At 61.9% G+C, this 15,737-nt stretch carries 13 protein-coding genes and 2 pseudogenes; 7 read left to right on the top strand and 8 right to left on the bottom strand.

The window, feature by feature from the left end:
• Window positions 1-22 precede the first annotated feature (22 nt).
• Complete coding sequence (locus tag ACO07W_RS01045; protein WP_421840147.1) at window positions 23-1,207, top strand: acyl-CoA dehydrogenase family protein; 1,185 nt, start codon at window positions 23-25, stop codon at window positions 1,205-1,207.
• Here ACO07W_RS01045 and ACO07W_RS01040 read toward each other — a convergent pair.
• Window positions 1,182-2,186, bottom strand: coding sequence for a helix-turn-helix domain-containing protein (locus tag ACO07W_RS01040; protein ID WP_421840146.1), 1,005 nt, complete (start codon window positions 2,184-2,186; stop codon window positions 1,182-1,184). The two genes, ACO07W_RS01045 and ACO07W_RS01040, sit on opposite strands and share 26 nt — an antisense overlap.
• A gap of 129 nt (window positions 2,187-2,315) precedes the next feature.
• On the opposite strand from ACO07W_RS01040, the gene ACO07W_RS01035 reads away from it, so the two are divergent.
• Window positions 2,316-3,125, top strand: a complete 810-nt coding sequence (locus ACO07W_RS01035; protein WP_421840145.1) for a hypothetical protein — start codon at window positions 2,316-2,318, stop codon at window positions 3,123-3,125.
• Between the two features lie 197 nt (window positions 3,126-3,322).
• On the opposite strand, the pseudogene ACO07W_RS01030 reads toward ACO07W_RS01035, so the two are convergent.
• From ACO07W_RS01030 to ACO07W_RS01010, 5 genes and pseudogenes are all read right to left on the bottom strand, one after another.
• Window positions 3,323-3,987 (bottom strand): annotated as a pseudogene (locus tag ACO07W_RS01030) (response regulator transcription factor).
• Window positions 3,972-4,163, bottom strand: coding sequence for an ATP-binding protein (locus ACO07W_RS01025; protein ID WP_421845743.1), 192 nt, complete (start codon window positions 4,161-4,163; stop codon window positions 3,972-3,974). Before ACO07W_RS01025 ends, ACO07W_RS01030 begins: the two are co-directional and overlap by 16 nt.
• Before the next feature lie 10 nt (window positions 4,164-4,173).
• The gene (locus ACO07W_RS01020; RefSeq protein WP_421840144.1) at window positions 4,174-5,505 is read right to left on the bottom strand and encodes a sensor histidine kinase; all 1,332 of its coding nucleotides are present in this window, start codon (window positions 5,503-5,505) and stop codon (window positions 4,174-4,176) included.
• Window positions 5,506-5,621: 116 nt separating this feature from the next.
• Complete coding sequence (locus tag ACO07W_RS01015; protein WP_421845742.1) at window positions 5,622-6,833, bottom strand: MalY/PatB family protein; 1,212 nt, start codon at window positions 6,831-6,833, stop codon at window positions 5,622-5,624.
• A 140-nt stretch (window positions 6,834-6,973) separates the two neighbouring features.
• Window positions 6,974-7,588 (bottom strand): TetR/AcrR family transcriptional regulator, encoded by a 615-nt coding sequence (locus ACO07W_RS01010; RefSeq protein ID WP_421840143.1) that lies wholly within the window; start codon window positions 7,586-7,588, stop codon window positions 6,974-6,976.
• A 76-nt stretch (window positions 7,589-7,664) separates the two neighbouring features.
• On the opposite strand from ACO07W_RS01010, the gene ACO07W_RS01005 reads away from it, so the two are divergent.
• Complete coding sequence (locus tag ACO07W_RS01005; RefSeq protein ID WP_421840142.1) at window positions 7,665-9,077, top strand: ABC1 kinase family protein; 1,413 nt, start codon at window positions 7,665-7,667, stop codon at window positions 9,075-9,077.
• 205 nt (window positions 9,078-9,282) lie between these two features.
• Here ACO07W_RS01005 and ACO07W_RS01000 read toward each other — a convergent pair whose 3' ends face one another.
• Both ACO07W_RS01000 and ACO07W_RS00995 read right to left on the bottom strand, forming a co-directional pair.
• Window positions 9,283-10,125 carry a transporter substrate-binding domain-containing protein gene (locus ACO07W_RS01000; RefSeq protein ID WP_421840141.1) on the bottom strand — a complete coding sequence of 281 codons (843 nt, stop codon included), beginning with the start codon at window positions 10,123-10,125 and terminating at the stop codon, window positions 9,283-9,285.
• A gap of 155 nt (window positions 10,126-10,280) precedes the next feature.
• On the bottom strand, window positions 10,281-11,879 hold the full coding sequence (locus ACO07W_RS00995; protein WP_421840140.1) for a SulP family inorganic anion transporter: 1,599 nt from the start codon (window positions 11,877-11,879) through the stop codon (window positions 10,281-10,283).
• 397 nt (window positions 11,880-12,276) lie between these two features.
• Between ACO07W_RS00995 and cmtR the strand changes: the two genes are divergently transcribed.
• The 4 genes and pseudogenes from cmtR (at window position 12,277) to ACO07W_RS00975 (ending at window position 15,705) form a co-directional block, all read left to right on the top strand.
• The gene (cmtR, locus tag ACO07W_RS00990; protein ID WP_421840139.1) at window positions 12,277-12,621 is read left to right on the top strand and encodes a Cd(II)/Pb(II)-sensing metalloregulatory transcriptional regulator CmtR; all 345 of its coding nucleotides are present in this window, start codon (window positions 12,277-12,279) and stop codon (window positions 12,619-12,621) included.
• A 92-nt stretch (window positions 12,622-12,713) separates the two neighbouring features.
• Window positions 12,714-12,998 (top strand): DUF1490 family protein, encoded by a 285-nt coding sequence (locus ACO07W_RS00985; protein WP_421840138.1) that lies wholly within the window; start codon window positions 12,714-12,716, stop codon window positions 12,996-12,998.
• Window positions 12,999-13,117: 119 nt separating this feature from the next.
• Complete coding sequence (locus tag ACO07W_RS00980; protein ID WP_421840137.1) at window positions 13,118-13,423, top strand: DUF1490 family protein; 306 nt, start codon at window positions 13,118-13,120, stop codon at window positions 13,421-13,423.
• Window positions 13,410-15,705, top strand: a pseudogene (locus tag ACO07W_RS00975) (heavy metal translocating P-type ATPase). Before ACO07W_RS00980 ends, ACO07W_RS00975 begins: the two are co-directional and overlap by 14 nt.
• Window positions 15,706-15,737 lie beyond the last annotated feature (32 nt).

The following is a 15,737-nucleotide window of genomic DNA, read 5'->3' as shown; positions in this document are numbered from 1 at the left end:
CGATCGGTGATAGGAAACACCCATGATGTCGGTAGCCGAATCGGGTAACCAGGTCGTCGCGCTGGCGCAGGGGATGCGCGAGCTCGTGGCTGAGCAGGCCGGTGAGTCCGAGCGGATACGCACACTCACAGGCGCCATTGTCGACGAGATGTGGGCGACGGGGTTGATGTCGGCGCTCAACCCTGTGGTGGCTGGCGGTGTCGAACCGTCGTTTGCCGAGATGATCGAGACTTTCATCGAAATGGCTTGGCAGGATGGTTCGTTCGGCTGGATCGGAATCGCGAATCTGCCGTCGTCGTTTGCGGCCGCGACGTACCTGCCTGACGAAGGCTTCGCCGAGGTGTTCACCGCTCACGACAACCACGTGACGATGGGTGGCCAGTTCTTTCCGAATGGGAACGGGACTGTCGTCGAGGGTGGCTACCGGTTGAGTGGATCGTGGAGTTTCGGCTCAGGAACCGGTCATTCGGAGTATGTCGCGGCTGGGTTCTTCCCGATGGTCGACGGCGAAATGAGATGGGTCAGCGAAGGCATCCCCGACATGCAGGTAGCCGTGGTCCCGCGGGCCGAAATTGTGTTCAACGATGGTTGGCATGTGCAGGGGCTCAAGGGAACTGGTTCTTACGACTACAGTGCCAAGGACGTATTCGTGCCGGTGACCCGGACGTTTCCGTTGTTCGTTCGCGAGCCGTGCCGGGGCAGCTCACCCGCCACTCGGATGGGATTGATGCCGGTCACCGCTGCGGGTCACGCATCGTGGGCACTCGGTGTCGCCAAGAGCATGCTCGACGATGTCACCGAGCTGGCTGCGACGAAGTACCGGATGAGCGATATGGCGGCTTTAGCCAGTCGCCCGACCTTCCAGAAGGGGCTTGCGCACCATGTGGCGGCCTGGCGGGCTGCTCGTCTGCTGGTGCTCGACAACTTCACCGCTGCCGAAGCTTTCGTTGCCTCTGGTGCGGATCTGACACCGGCTTTGCGCGCAGATATGCGCGCGGCCGCCGTTTACGCGACAGATACAGCCCGAAGCTGCGCGGAGTGGGCGCACTTAGTCGCAGGAAGCAGTTCGATCCGTGAGGGCAGTCGCCTCGAACGAGCGTTCCGGGATATGTACACCGGAACCCAGCACGCTTTCATCAGTGAGAAGGTCGCCATCGACGCAGCGCAGATCTGGCTCGGCGTCATCGACGATCAGTTCGGCCTCTGAGCCGCATCCGCTGCGTTGGCATAGATGAATGTCTCTGACTGGTTGTCTTCGTTGTCGGGCTTTCCCCAAGTGGCGCAGCGACGTTGCCGTAGCGCGCAATTCGTTGTTCAATGCTTTGCGCAGCCTGGCGCACTCGCTCGCCCAGCGCTCGGATCGCGGCTCCGTCGACAGTGGTGAAGACTGCCGCCATGACCGTCATCTCCGCGGCGCCATCGGGATTGCGGATTGGCGCGGACACCGTGGCGACGTTGTGGGCTGTACCGTTGGCCAGTTCGTCGTCAAGAACGTCGATGACCGCGAGGTCGGCATAGGCGCGTGCCAGCTGGGTGGTGATCTCGTCGACTTCACCGTCGGCGCTGAGCGCTCGTAGTGCCGTGTAGACACGCACGTATTGACGAGTGAGTCGTTCGACAACAAATCCACGTTTCTGAATCTCGCTGAATACCTTTATCATTCGCTGACGAAACTGATCGCTTGGTGTTCCGATTGCTTGTAACCAGTCTTGTTGCGCATCAACGCTCCACCAGGCGACGTAGTCGCGTCCGATCGGAGCTACGAACGGTGTCCGCATTCCGCGGTCAATCCTGGGGCCGCGCAGGCACTCTCCAACGGTGTCGATGACTACTAGCGTGGTGTCTTCTCGTCGAGCCAGCGCAACTTGTGTCTTACTGTCGTTAGCAAGTGCCTGCAGGTCAGCCCGGTGCAACTGGGTGCTTTGTGGTCTAGCCAGCGCGGCGATGGCCGGCCCCCATGTGTAGCGCGCTGTGGCGGGATCCCGGACCGCCCACTCACGGGCTGTCAATGTGGTCAGGACGGCGTGCCCGGTAGCTCGGCTGATGTTGAGTGTGCGGCAGATCTCTGCCAATGAGAACTGCTTGGTCGGATTGCGTCCGAGTAGCTCCAGAACAGAGATGACCCGCTCGGTTGGCGGTGACAATCCTTGACTGCGCACCGAAGCCGAAGCTACTGTAACCGTCATAATATCGAACTGTATGTCGATATTTCGACAACAGCAAGCCGTGGGAGGCGCAATGACGGACGAACCGGTGCACGCCAGCGCCGCCATTGGTGAGGTCGTAGCGCCAATAGCACCGATTGTTGGCTGCGCATGACTGTGCTGACGAACGTCGGCCTCGATCAGGGTGCAGCGGTCCCGGCCGAGGAGCGTCGCGTGTCGCTGACGACGTGGCGAGCTTTCGGTATCTGGACCGCTGTCTTCTGGGGCGCGACCGGTGTGTTCGCGACGCTGTTCTATATGGGCGCGATTGACTTCACCACCAGCGCCAAAGCTTCCCTGTATGGCATCAGCATCTGGCTCAACGGATGGATTATCCCGCTCTTGCTGCCGGGCGCCCGACAGCGACCACGCAAGGCACTCTTTCATGAGTGCATCGTGGTATGGATCGTCTCCTATGTGATGACGAACCTTTTGTGGGAGATTCCATGGGTAATATTCTCTCCCTTCGTTTTTCACGATCTTCATACATTGAACGATGTCATCGCCCAAACGTCGTGGATGCGCGAGAACATCTTGCACATGTACTGGTGGGATCTTGCGTCATTCGGTTCGGTCGATCTGCGCACGGTCAACCACAATTCGACGTTTTTCACTCTTGAGATATACGCATTCGTCAACCTCGCCAGTGCCGTCGCCTTCTGGCGGCTCAACAAGAAACGTTCTGCGTTGCGTTACCTGATCCCGGTTCTCGGGGCCGGAGAGCCGGTCGTGGCGACTTTCATCTTCTCGTTCAGCGAAGTCTTCGGTGGTTTTCACAACATGGCTGGTGGTACTGCCGATACGTTGTTGGCTCTGTTATGGACCCAATACCAGTACTTCGTGTTCCCTCTCATCTTTGGCTGGCTTGGATGCAAGCTGTTGTTCGAGGATTGGCGCCACACCAGGGCCGCGGCACCGTAGTTGGGCCCAAGGCTCGGCTATAGAGCCGCCGTTCGGCTTCGGTCCCGCTGAGGCGACGGCTCCGGCCAGCTCGTTGGAATTCAAGACATTTGGTGGGTGCGCCGCGGCCCCGGGCGTAGCATCGAATTCGCCCATGCCAGCCGCGGCTGGATTGTCGCGATCACGACGGCTGTCTGCTGGCGTCGGGCGCCGTTGTTTCAGGGCACCTCTTCGAGCCGATACCCCATACCGCGCAGTGTTGAGAACCGTTCCGCGCCGAGCTTGCGCCGCAGGTAGCGCACGTAGACGTCGACGACATTGGAGCCTGGATCGAAGTCATAACCCCAAACACGGCTCAGCAGCTGCTCGCGGGAGAGTACCTGACCTGGATGCCGAAGAAATGTCTCGGCAAGCGCGAACTCGCGCGCGGACAAGTCAACAGTGCGGTCGTCGATGCTGGCACGCCGGGTACGCAGGTCGAGTTGCAAACCCCCATACGACAACACAGTCAGCTCGGCCGTGCGCTCGTCGGTCAACCGAAGTCGCACTCTGGCCAGCAGTTCCTCGAACCGAAACGGTTTCGGCATGTAGTCGTCGGCGCCACCTTCCAGGCCGGCAACTGTGTCCTGGACGCTGTCGCGGGCGGTGAGAATGATGACCGGAATGTGGGTGCGCTGCGCGCGCAGCTTACGCAATCCGCGAAGCCGTCCATGCGGGGCAGCCCGATGTCTAGGATCATCAGATCGAAGTCGCCGCTGACGGCATAGTCGTAGGCCGACTGCCCGTCGGTGACGACGGTGACCGCGAATCCGTACGCGGACAGGCCTTTATCGATGAACGCCGAGATCCGCGGCTCATCTTCGGCAATCAGGATGCGGGCCATGGCTCTCCCGCGTGGAAGGGGACGACGAGCGTAAAGGTGGCTCTCTGGCTGGGTATGCTGTCGAGGTCTACATGGCCGCCGTGCGCGACGGCGATCGCGTGCACAATGCTCAGTCCCAACCCGGCGCCGTCTGAGCGATGACCGCCCGCACTGCCGCGGGCGAAGCGCTCGAAGATCCGCGTCCGGTCAGCCTCGTTGACGCCCGGCCCCCGAGTCGGTCACCCAGAACCGCAACCATTTGCCCGCCAACCTAGAACCGATGCCCACCCGGTCGCCGTTCTCGGTGTAGTGGCAGGCGTTGTCTACCAGCGCCACAAGGGCTTGGGTGATCCGTTGCGGATCAAGCACCGCAGTTACCTCAGCGACCGACTGCAGAATGAAATTGCGGTCGCCCAGCTGGGCTACCTTCTCGAATACGTTGCGGGTGAGGGCGGCGACGTCGACGGACTTGGTGTGTAGGAACGTTGGTTGCTCGGAGCGGGCCAACAGCAGCAGGTCCGACACCATCCGGTTCATCCGCACCAACTCGTTGTCCACTAGTGCGGTGGTGGCGCGGATGTCGGCCGGATCGTTGGGGTCGAGCACCTCGAGGTGGCCGCGCACGATGGTGATTGGCGTTCGTAGTTCGTGGCCGGCGTCGTCGATGAACCGGCGCTGTGCCGAAACACCGGACTCCACCCGGTAGAGCATCGAGTTGATGGTGCGGACCAGGTCGTCGAGTTCGTCACCCTTGCTGCCGGTGCGGGTGGGTATGCGCTGGGACAAGTCGGAGTCGGTGATGCGGCGGGCCGTCTCGGCTACGTCACGCAGCGGCCGCAGGATCCGGCCGGCTACCAGCCACGCCGCCGCGGTTGCGCCCAGCAGCGTGGCCGCACCGACCACCAACATCAGCTTGGCGGCACCGTTGGCGTCGGCGCGTTCTGCGTCACCGAGGTATGCGGCGACGATGACACCTCGTGCGGAGTCGCCGGTCAAGGTCACGGGCATCGCGAGGTAGCGGACCTCGCCGACAGCAGGTTGCCGGTAGCGGCCTCTGGTGGGTTTGGCGACCGATCCCAACAGGTCACCGAATGCGTGGTCTTGAGCCAGAACTTCGGGGAATTCTGGTTCCTGTCTACTTTGAGTGAAGTACTCACCGTCGATGTAGCCGAGGAATTTCTCGTTGGGACGCGCGACGTTGTACGCGAGTGCTTCGCTGATCATCTCTTCGACGCTGCTGAATGGATGGCCGGTACCAGGGTTGACCCGGGGCGCGGTGAACTCGGTGAACTCTTCGATCTCGACCCGCAGCACGCGGTCCATTCGGGCGTCGGTGACTTCCACCAGTAGCCGCCACGTCACAAACGTGACGATGACCAGAGCCGCCATCACGAGTAGCAGCACCCAGCCCATGATTCGGGTCCGCGCCGCTGACGGCAGGGCCGGTCGCCAGAATGGCCGTGGCCGTTTGCCGTTCGCACCCATTGCCGCCTCCCGGCTTAACGCCCCGATGCGATTCATCCAGGTGGTTTCTCTCAACAGAGAATAGTTCGGCTAGCGGCCGCTGCGTTGGCTCTAGCGAGAGATTGACGTGGGCAATCGGCGCATTGACGCCTGAAAGCGGTGCAGCCGCCGGTGCTTGCTGTCTTTCGTGGCTAACGGTGGTCGCGAAGCGCCCTACCCATTCGTCTAACGGCCTCGATCAGAATAGTTTGCGAGGTTGCAAAATTTACCCGAACGTGACCGGCGCCGCCTGTTCCGAACGCGTGTCCCGAACTGAGAGCGACTCGGGCGTGGTCGAGGAACCACCGGGCGGGCCCGGCAAGATCAGAGACCGCTGAAAGGCCCTTGACGGCTTCCTCGCCGACCGGTTGCTCCAAGCCGAGTTCGCGGCAATCCAACCACGCAAGATACGTGCCTTGCGGCCATTGATATCTCACCCCGGGAAGATGTTCGGTGACTAGATCGCCCAATAACGTCCGGTTGTCGTCTAGGCCGCGTAGCAGCGCATCGAGCCAGCCGCTCCCGGTCCGGAATGCCTCGGTATGCGCAATAACGCCCAGGTGGCTGGGGCCGTGGCCAACTTCCTCCGGCATCTGTCGAAGTTCGGCTGCGGAATCAGGCCCCGCAATGGCCAGCGCGGATTTAAGGCCGCAAAGATTCCAGGCCTTGGACGCTGATGCCAGCGCGAAAGCATCTTCTGCGCCCGCGACACTCAGGTACGGGGTGAATCGTGCACCGGACGGCACCAGCGGGGCATGAATCTCGTCGGAAACCACTCGGACTCCGAACTGCCGCGCAAGTTGCGCGACACCCCGCAGTTCGTTGGCGGTGGGCACCGAGCCGGTCGGATTGTGCGGATTGCACAGGAGATATGCGACGTGCCCGCTTGAAGCACGAGCCTGGGAGAACGCTTCTTCGAGCGCGTCGAAGTCGATCCGGCCATCGTCGCCCAGCGGAGCTTCCAAGACTCGGCGGCCATCGTGCGACACGAAAGCATAGAACGGCGGGTACACAGGAGAGTTGACGATGACGGTGTCGCCGCGGTCAGTGGCTAGGCGAAGGATTTCAACGATTCCGAGCATGACGTCGGGTACGACGACTGCACGGCTGACGTCTATGTCCTGCCATTGCCACCGTTGCGAGGCGAATTCACTGAATGCTTCTGCGTATCCGGTGCCATAGGGATATCCGGTATCGCCGTTGTCGACAGCTCGGTGCAGGGCATCAGCAACCGACAACGGAAGCCGCACGTCCATCTCTGCGACCCACAGCGGCAAGACATCGGCCGGGTGCGTGCACCACTTCATGCTGGTGCGTTGGCTTTGTAGCTGCCCGAGTGTCAGCTCCTCGAGTGGATTGGGCATCGCTCCCAGACTCACGGGGAACCACGTTAGCGCCCATTCGATCCGGCCTGGGCGGGACCACTGCGCAGGCTGCTGCACTCGGACGGCGACGGGCGCCGCAGGTCGCATTTGGCCTTGCGGTCTGGCGGGTCAGGGGCAGGCTATGTTGGGCCGGGTTCTGAGAGGGCTTGGATGCGGGCGGTGAGGATTGCGGTCCATTCGGTGAGGTATTCGGTGTCTGGGATGTGGGTGTTGGGTTGGTGGAAGAGGCTTGCTGCGAGGCGGGCGCCGAGGATGCTGTTGATGCCGAGTGCGGCTAGGACGGTGCATTGTTGTTGGGTGAGGTTGGGTGCCCAGGCGTTGATCCAGTCGGTTAGTTCGGCGTTGAGTCCGTCGACGAGGGCTGCGTAGGCGGTGTCGAGTCGTGGTGATCGTCCGGCTGTGGTGCGTACGGCGATTTGTAGGAGTTCGTTTTCGTGGTCGACGACGGCGAGTAGGTAGCGGCCGAGGACGGTGAGTTCGGCGTCGAGGTTGCAGAGTCCGGCGAACATGTCGCGGATGTGGTGCATGGCTTGGCGGCGGTCGAGTTGGCGGTCGATGCCGGCGTCGAGCAGGGCTTCTTTGGATTTGAAGTGGTGATACAGTGCCCCTGATCCGGGTGCTAGTCCGGCGGCGGCTTCGATTTGGGAGACGCTGGTGGCGTCGAATCCTTTGGCGCTGAATAGGCGCATTGCTTCGTTGACGAGGCGTTCTCGGGTCGGCGCGGTTGCCGGCATTGACCTCTCCAAAATGATCGCTTATGTTTTAGAACCGCCCACTTTACTTGTTTTGATAGCTCCGGGGGAGCTTTCCATGCCGTATCAGGATGTGCCAGTTCCGTGTGGGCGGATTCGGCGGATGTTGCCGTTGGTGGGGTTGACCGCTCGGGTGGCTGGGGGTCGGCTGGTTGATGTGTTGTGTGATCGGGCTGGTGGTGGCGCTTCGGCGGCGCGTTTTCATCAGCGTACTGCTGATCGTTATGTGGAGGTGTTGGGTCGTTCTCGTGGTGCGTTGATGAAGGCTGGTCAGTTGGTGTCGATGATTGATGCTGGCGCGGTGGGCAGTGGTGGGTTTTTGCCGTATCAGAAAGCGTTGTCGCGGTTGCAGGTTGAGGCTCCGCCGATGGGTGCGGGGTTGGTGGGTGAGATTTTGGATGCTGAGTTGGGTGGTGCTGTTGGGTGTTTCGCTGATTTTGCGAGTGAGCCGGTGGCGGCGGCGTCGATTGGTCAGGTGCATCGTGCCAGGTTGCGTGATGGTCGTGAGGTTGCGGTCAAGATTCAGTATCCCGGGGTGGGTCGGGCGATTCGTGATGATTTGGCTAATACCGAGTTGATCGCGACGTTTGTTCGGTTTGTCACGGCGGCTTCTAATATTGAGATTGATATCCGTGCGTTGGCGCGTGAGGCGGCGGCGCGGATTCGTGAGGAGGTCGATTATCGCCGTGAGGCGGCGATGATTACGGCGTTTAGTGAGCTTTATCGGGGTCATCCGTTTTTTCGTATTCCTGATGTGGTTCCGGAGTTGTCTGGGGATCGGGTTTTGACGATGACCTATCTGGATGGGATGGGGTGGGCTCAAGCGCAACGTGCGGATCAGGATTTGAAAAATGTGTGGGCTGAAGTCGTTCGGCGCTTCTTCTACAGTGGGCTACGCCACGCTAATCTGTTGCATGCTGATCCGCATCCGGGCAACTATCGTTTCCACGCTGATGGCACGGTGGGATTTCTCGACTATGGGTGTGTCAAGGTTGTTCCGGAGTTGCAGCGTCGGCGATGGGTCGAGATGGTCCGCGCCGTCTTCGATGACCGGCGTGTGGATGCCCGCGACTTGATGTCTCAGGTCGGCTTTTTCGACGCTGATGCTGCTATCACAGCTGGCCAGCTCCAGGATTGGTGGGCCGATATCTTCGCGGAAGTTATTGGCGCATCGCAGCCGGTCACCTACACCCCCGACAATATGGCCAGGTTGATTCGACGAGTTTTCGGTTCGTCTGACCATAATATTCACAGCAAGATGACGATACCTGAGCATTTTGCGTTCCTTGTTCGGGCTCAGTTCGCCATCACCGCTCTGTTTGTCGGTCTGCAGGCGACTCTGCCTGGTCGGTCGATCGCTGACGACATGGACGGTGTCGCTGAACCCACGACCGAGATAGGCAAGCTACACCACGCCTGGGTACGTCAAAACCGGCTGCCTTCGGCATTCGACCACCACAACCACCCATAATGATCTGCTATCCAGGTGACTTCGGTTCATCAGCTGACGTGGCCGCGATGCTCTATTCACATGATGAGGTGCGATGTCGCCATCAGCGTGAGTATCACTGGTTGCGGCAAACTCTGGCGAGCGCATTCACCAGGCATATTCGGATTTGATCTGCCCGTCCCACCGCGGGCTGATGTCGGGGCATTGGTGGAGATCTTTTGTGCCGCTATTTAATCCATTGATTGTAGAGGTGGCTGAAGGTGCCGTCGGCGAGGGCTTGGTTGAGCCAGTGGTTTGTCTGTTCGGTCAGTTGGCTTCTCTTGGGCAGCATGTAGGCTTTGTGGTCGATCGTGAATGGTTGTTCTGGGTGCACGGCGCGCAGCTCGGGATGTTGTTTTTCTTGGTAGACGGCTTCGATAGCGTCGGTGATCATGACGTCGGCCTTGCCTGCGATGAGTTGATCGAACACGCTCGTGTTGTCCTGCCAAACGGTGAGAGTGGCCTTAGGAAAATTCGTTCTAGCAAACTGCTCATTGGTGCCCCCGGCGTTCTCGATCACCCGCACGCCGTATCGATTGATTTGTTCGATCGATACGAAGCGGCCCGCGTTGGACACGGTGGCTAGCGGCGTCTTCCCGCTGTTCAGGTAGGGCTGGGTGAAGTCAGCGAGTTGCTCGCGTGACGGTGTCTTGGAGATCCCGCCGACAGCGACATCGCACTTGCCTGGTGTCGCGATGTCTGTCATGAGCGACTTCCATGTGGTCGCAACGAATCTCGGAGTCCGTCCCAGGTATCCCGCGAGGTGGCGGGCCATTTCGATGTCGACGCCGGCGTAAAGCCCAGTTACTGGATCTCGATGTGAAAGCGGTGGGTAGTCGCCAGTGGTGCATATCCGCAGCGATGGCGAGTCGGTGCTGGCCTGATCCGATGACGTGCGGCTAGTGACGGGCCGAGAACGTGAACAGCTGACGCATAGCGCGGTGGCCGCAAGCGTGCAGATAGTAGTGAAGACCGCTATTGCAATTGGCGAGTAGAACCGAGAGTAAGGCCGGTAGTGCGCGGGCCGCATAGGTGGATCATCGCATAGTCTTCGCCACGGCTCGTGTGGGTCATTGGCCGATCGCTTCGAGCAGCGCGCACTGCGTCATGGGTTGTTAGCCGCGGGAATCCAGATGATGCGGAATCCAGGCCACGGAATCTCAAGAGTCCGCAGGAAAAGCGTCGTCACACGTCCTGTGTGTCCCGAGCTAGCCTGGGCATCTGTTCAGGCGTTTCGGGGTCAACCAGATCGGCCATCGCCAGGCGCGCACGATGGCCGGTATGGACTCCACCGAGGATGTGTACGACCCCGCCCGTTGCCTGATGCCGTCCCTGCCAGTCTGCAATCGCCTGGTGCGCGGCGTGATCGAGGTAGATGACGGACATGATGACAGTCGCCGTTTCGCCCTCAGGGATACCAGCCAACACGTGGGTCAGCCGGGGCACGGAGAGGAATGTTCCAGCCCCCGCGACAATGACGCGCCATTCGTCACCAGCGGGCTCAGCGTGGATCCTGAACCACATCACCCGCCATGCGGTCACCGCGATGGCCAACACGAGGCCTATCAGCACCCCTTGCATAAGGTTGAGGAACACCACGCCGGCGACGGTCACCAGATAGATCGCCAAGTCTCCGTTGCGCATTGCGGTTTCGATGTGGGCCGGTTGCAGGAGCCTGATTCCGACGAAAACGAGCAGACCAGCCAGCGCGGCGGTGGGGATTTGTTGGATCAATCCGGCGAAGAACAGCGTGAAGACGAGGATCCACACGCTGTGCATGATTGTCGAGGCGCGGCTTCGGGCTCCTGCCTGGACATTGGCGGAGCTTCGAACAATCGCGGCAGCGATCGGAAGGCCGCCGATCATCCCGGATGTCATATTCGCGATGCCCTGGCCGGCCAACTCACGGTTGAAGTTGGTGGGTGTTCCGTGGTGCATTCTGTCGATCGAAACCGCTGCCAGGAGGCTTTCGACGCTGGCGATGAAGGCGACGGTGACCACGCTTATCGCGATGGCGCTCCAGTTGCCGTCGGGAAGGCCCGGCAGCTGGAACGCGTCCAGCGGCGATCCAGTCAGCGTGATCCGGGCCAGCTCGAACGGGAACACCACCGAGATAACAGTTGCTATCACAATCGCGACCAGCGGACCCGGAATGGCAGCCAATTTCGCTGGGGCCCAGCGCCAGGCGATCATTGTGGCAATCACCAACAACCCTAGGAACACTCCGGGCTTGTGTGAGTCGATAATCTGCGCGGGCAGTTCAACGACATTCTCCCACGATGACGTATGGGATGCGCCGCCCAGCAATACGTGTGTTTGCTGAAGTGCGATAGTGATTCCGATGCCCGCCAGCATCGCGTGTACGACGACCGGAGAGATTGCCAGCACCGCTCGAGCAATCCGGCTGAGCCCGAAGATGAGCTGCAGGAACCCGGCGGCCACGGTGATCAGACATGTCACTTTCCAACCGAACTGGGCGATCAGCCCGACGGTAACGACCATCATGCCGTTCGCGGGGCCACTGACCGCCAGCGGCGACCCGCCGATGAAGCCGACGACGATCCCGCCGACAACCGCAGCGATCAGGCCGGAGAGCACCGGCGCCCCCGACGCGATCGCGATACCTACCGACAGTGGCAGTGCGATCAGGAAAACCACGATTGATGCCGGCAGGTCGTGTCGGATGATCGGCTCCAACCGATCAAACCTCCGCGTGCTGCGGGTACCGGAGGTGCCCTCGCTCTGACCGAGGCGGGATTTGCTGACTTGTTGCACGTCCGGCATCGGTCGCTCCCTCGTTAGGTGCTGGCGGAGATCTACCGAGCCCCCCAGACGCGTTCTTGTCATGAACACGCAAACTGTCGTTGTACTGGCGGGCTTGCTTCGGCGCAACGTCTTTGTTGCCGACCTCCAGCCAACACTCCCGACGGTATTGGGCGCGGCTACGCACGGGCAAGTCAACATGCCCGGGGCATATCTAATGCAAATGTTTCGCTTCTCGCGCTGGCAGCTGCGGTGGTTGTGGGCGCAATGCATGAGCGGCCGCGGACTCCCACTGCAAGGTTGAGCTAGTGGTGTTCGAAGCCTGCCCGGTACCTACCGGTGGGCCGCGGCGACGTTACGCGCAGATCGATGATGCGGCTATTGCAATTATTGCGAGCACGGATGTATTGTTCAGCCTATGCTGACACGTAACACGCGTGAATCAGCTCTAGCGCGCCTCGGTCGGGCATTGGCCGATCCCACCCGGTGCCGGATTCTTGTGGCGCTGCTGGACGGAATTTGCTATCCAGGACAGCTGGCAACGCACCTTGAGTTGACTCGATCGAATGTGTCCAACCACCTGTCGTGTTTGCGGGGTTGTGGATTGGTCGTCGCAACCTATGAGGGCCGGCAGGTTCGGTATGCGCTGGCCGACAGTCACCTCGCGCGCGCCCTCGGTGAGCTGGTCCAGGTCGTCCTGGCGGTGGACACCGACCAGCCCTGCGCCGGTGAGCAGGTCACGTTCACGGCGCAGTCCAGATAAATGGTGGCAAATGGCCAACCACAATGCCGTGCCGCCGAAGCCCGGAGCGCCGTAAACGCGCTGAACTGTACGGAGTAAAGAGGAGGGTGGTCGTGGTTTCGCACGGACTAGTGGTTAGGGCGGCCGGAACCGTGTTCAACGGGCTGATCGGGGTGGGCGGCTACAAAGTGCTGCGCAAGGCGGTGGGCGCGGTTCCCGTTCGGCGGACCGCGGTGATTGCGACCGAGTGGGGCCTGCGCGGTACCCGGCGTGCGGAACTGGCGGCCGAGTCGGCTCGGCTCGGAATCGCCGATGTGGTCGCCGAAGCTCGTGAACAGATCGGTGAAGAGGCCCGCGCGCCGGTTGGCGCGAAGGCCGACGGTGAAGACTGCGTGTGAGATCTCGCTTGTGAGGCCCGGCGCCCTGCGGACTCGGGCGCGGCGGGTCTGATCACGTGAAACGGGTTATGCCCCACGCAACCCGGTGGCCTCGGCAACGATACGAAGGGAAAGTTTAGATGGCTTGGCAAGGACTCCTGGCGAAGACGGTGCCCGCGGTGGTGACCGGTGTGGTGGGGGTCGGGGCGTATGAGGTCGTACGTGTGGCCTGGGCAAGAATGCCATGCCGCGAGGCATCCGTGATTGCCGCCACTTGGGGTCTGCGGGCGGCTCGCAAGGCTGAGCAAAGCGCCGAGCAGGCTCGTCTGACAGTTGCCGACGTTGTCGCGGAGGCGGCAGAGCGCGCTGCGGCGCGGCATCCGCGGCTGGCCGTGGTGGACTCGGAACAGGCTATGGCAGCGAAAGCCGGCAATGCCGACTCCTGATACCTACTGCGATGCCGGCGTCACGCTGGAGGTTGTATCCAATGCGGCGGGGCGGATGCGTGTGCGCTTCTGCGGGATTCGCTTTGATGCGACTCTTGCTGTGGCGGTCGAGGACGCGGTGGCTGCCGTATCAGGTGTTCACGCCGTGCGTGCCTATCCCCGTACGGGGTCCGTGGTGATTTGGTATTCGGCCAGGGACGGCGTAACCGCTGCAATTCTAGCCGCGATTGCCGGGTCAAAGCGCGAGCCGAGAACGCCGGTGTCCGCGTGTGCCCCGTATGGCTGGCGTTCGCAAAGCCGGCGTATTGCAGAAAGTTATCGACTGGTGTACCTCGACGTTGTCGAGGCAACGCGGTGAGGTGCAGAGTCGTGAGTCGGAGACGAACTACTCCTGCTGCGACGGCGACGCTGACGGACAGAGCACGCCGGAGTCGCTGTGGCAAGTCGTCAAACTGCGACGAGCCGCGTTGTCCGGGGTGCTGTTGGCCGCCGGTGTTGTTGCCGGATGGGCCACTGCGCTTGGGCCAGTCGTACTCGGGCTGAAAGCGCTCGCTCTGGTGGTGGGGGCCTCGACGTTCGTGCCCTCTAGCCTCAAACGGCTGGCCGGGGGGCGCATCGGTGTCGGCACCCTGATGACTATCGCAGCGGTTGGCGCCGTCGCACTCGGGCAGGTCGGCGACGCCGCCGCGTTGGCATTCCTCTTCTCAATCAGCGAAGGCTTGGAAGAGTACGCGCTGGCACGCACGCGCGGAGGTTTGCGTGCGCTGCTGTCGCTGGTGCCGGATCAGGCCACAGTGCTGCGCCAAGGCTCCGAATACGTCGTGGCTTCAGCCGAACTGCACGTCGGCGACCAGATGATCGTCAAACCGGGGGAGCGCCTCGCCACTGATGGTGTGATTCGTGCGGGACGTACCGTCCTGGACGTCTCAGCGATCACCGGCGAATCGGTGCCGGCAGAGGCCGGGCCGGGTGACGAGGTGTTCGCCGGCTCGATCAATTTCTCCGGTGTCCTCCAAATAGAGGTCACCGCGACCGCAGAGGACAATTCGCTGGCGCGGATCGTACATATTGTGGAAGCCGAACAGGCCCGCAGAGGCGCCAGCCAGCGGCTGGCCGACCGGGTGGCGCGGCCGTTGGTGCCGAGCATTCTGATCGGCTCAACGTTAATCGCGAGTATCGGCGCTGCTTTCGGCAACCCACTGGTCTGGACGGAACGCGCGTTAGTGGTGCTGGTCGCCGCGTCCCCGTGCGCGCTGGCTATCGCTATTCCGGTGACCGCAGTGGCCGCGATCGGCGCCGCTTCGAAAATCGGCGTGCTGATCAAGGGCGGCGCAGCGCTGGAAGCTCTGGGTGGTATCCGCGGCATAGCCCTGGACAAAACTGGAACCTTGACCGCTAATCGGCCCGTCGTGATCGATGTCGCGACGACCAACCGCGCGACCCGCTCGGAGGTGTTGGCGGTAGCGGCAGCGCTGGAAACCCACAGCGAACACCCCTTGGCCGCGGCGATTCGTGATGCGGCCGACGGTCTGGCCGCTGTCGCGAGTGACGTGCAAGCAATCCCTGGGGCTGGGCTAACTGGTTGCCTCCACGGGCATGCGGTCAGACTGGGGCGGCCCGGCTGGCTCGAATCGGCCGACCTCGCCGCCGATGTGATGCGCATGCAGCAAGCCGGTGCTACGGCCGTTCTCGTCGAACGGGGCGAGCAGCTGATCGGCGCGATCGCGGTCCGCGACGAACTGCGCCCCGAAGCAGTCGAGGTCATCAAGGGCCTTGGCACAGCCCGCTATCAGCTGGCGATGCTGACGGGCGATAACCACACCACCGCTGCCGCGCTGGCCGCCGAGGCCGGAATTAGGCAGGTACATGCGGAGCTGCGCCCGGAAGACAAGGCTCGCCTAGTCGCGGAGCTGCGCGCGCAGAGACCCACCGCGATGGTCGGAGACGGCGTCAATGACGCTCCGGCCTTGGCTGCCGCCGACCTGGGGATCGCGATGGGAGCAATGGGCACCGACGTCGCCATCGAAACCGCTGACGTTGCGCTCATGGGGCAAGACCTGCGTCACCTGCCTCACGCGTTGGACCACGCTCGCCGTTCCAGGGGGATCATGCTGCAAAACGTCGGCCTTTCGCTGGGAATCATCACCGTGCTGGTGCCGCTCGCGTTGTTCGGGACCCTTGGGCTGGCTTCGGTAGTGCTGGTGCACGAGTTCGCTGAGGTCCTCGTCATCGCCAACGGTGTGCGCGCCGGGCGTATAGCACCGCTCGCGGTGCCGAGGTAGTTTCTCGACCGCACGGGAGTCCTTGGCGTTCC

This window comes from Mycobacterium sp., assembly GCF_965230835.1.
GTDB lineage: Bacteria > Actinomycetota > Actinomycetes > Mycobacteriales > Mycobacteriaceae > Mycobacterium.
This window is presented reverse-complemented; position numbering and strand designations above follow the sequence as displayed.

Bases quoted from the DNA above. Each gene is read 5' to 3' on its own strand.
- ACO07W_RS01045 (WP_421840147.1), top strand. From the start codon at position 23: ATGATGTCGGTAGCCGAATCGGGTAACCAGGTCGTCGCGCTGGCGCAG.
- ACO07W_RS01040 (WP_421840146.1), bottom strand. From the start codon at position 2,186: ATGACGGTTACAGTAGCTTCGGCTTCGGTGCGCAGTCAAGGATTGTCA.
- ACO07W_RS01035 (WP_421840145.1), top strand. From the start codon at position 2,316: ATGACTGTGCTGACGAACGTCGGCCTCGATCAGGGTGCAGCGGTCCCG.
- ACO07W_RS01015 (WP_421845742.1), bottom strand. From the start codon at position 6,833: ATGCCCAATCCACTCGAGGAGCTGACACTCGGGCAGCTACAAAGCCAA.
- ACO07W_RS01010 (WP_421840143.1), bottom strand. From the start codon at position 7,588: ATGCCGGCAACCGCGCCGACCCGAGAACGCCTCGTCAACGAAGCAATG.
- ACO07W_RS01005 (WP_421840142.1), top strand. From the start codon at position 7,665: ATGCCGTATCAGGATGTGCCAGTTCCGTGTGGGCGGATTCGGCGGATG.
- ACO07W_RS01000 (WP_421840141.1), bottom strand. From the start codon at position 10,125: ATGCGGCCCGCGCACTACCGGCCTTACTCTCGGTTCTACTCGCCAATT.
- ACO07W_RS00995 (WP_421840140.1), bottom strand. From the start codon at position 11,879: ATGCCGGACGTGCAACAAGTCAGCAAATCCCGCCTCGGTCAGAGCGAG.
- cmtR (WP_421840139.1), top strand. From the start codon at position 12,277: ATGCTGACACGTAACACGCGTGAATCAGCTCTAGCGCGCCTCGGTCGG.
- ACO07W_RS00980 (WP_421840137.1), top strand. From the start codon at position 13,118: ATGGCTTGGCAAGGACTCCTGGCGAAGACGGTGCCCGCGGTGGTGACC.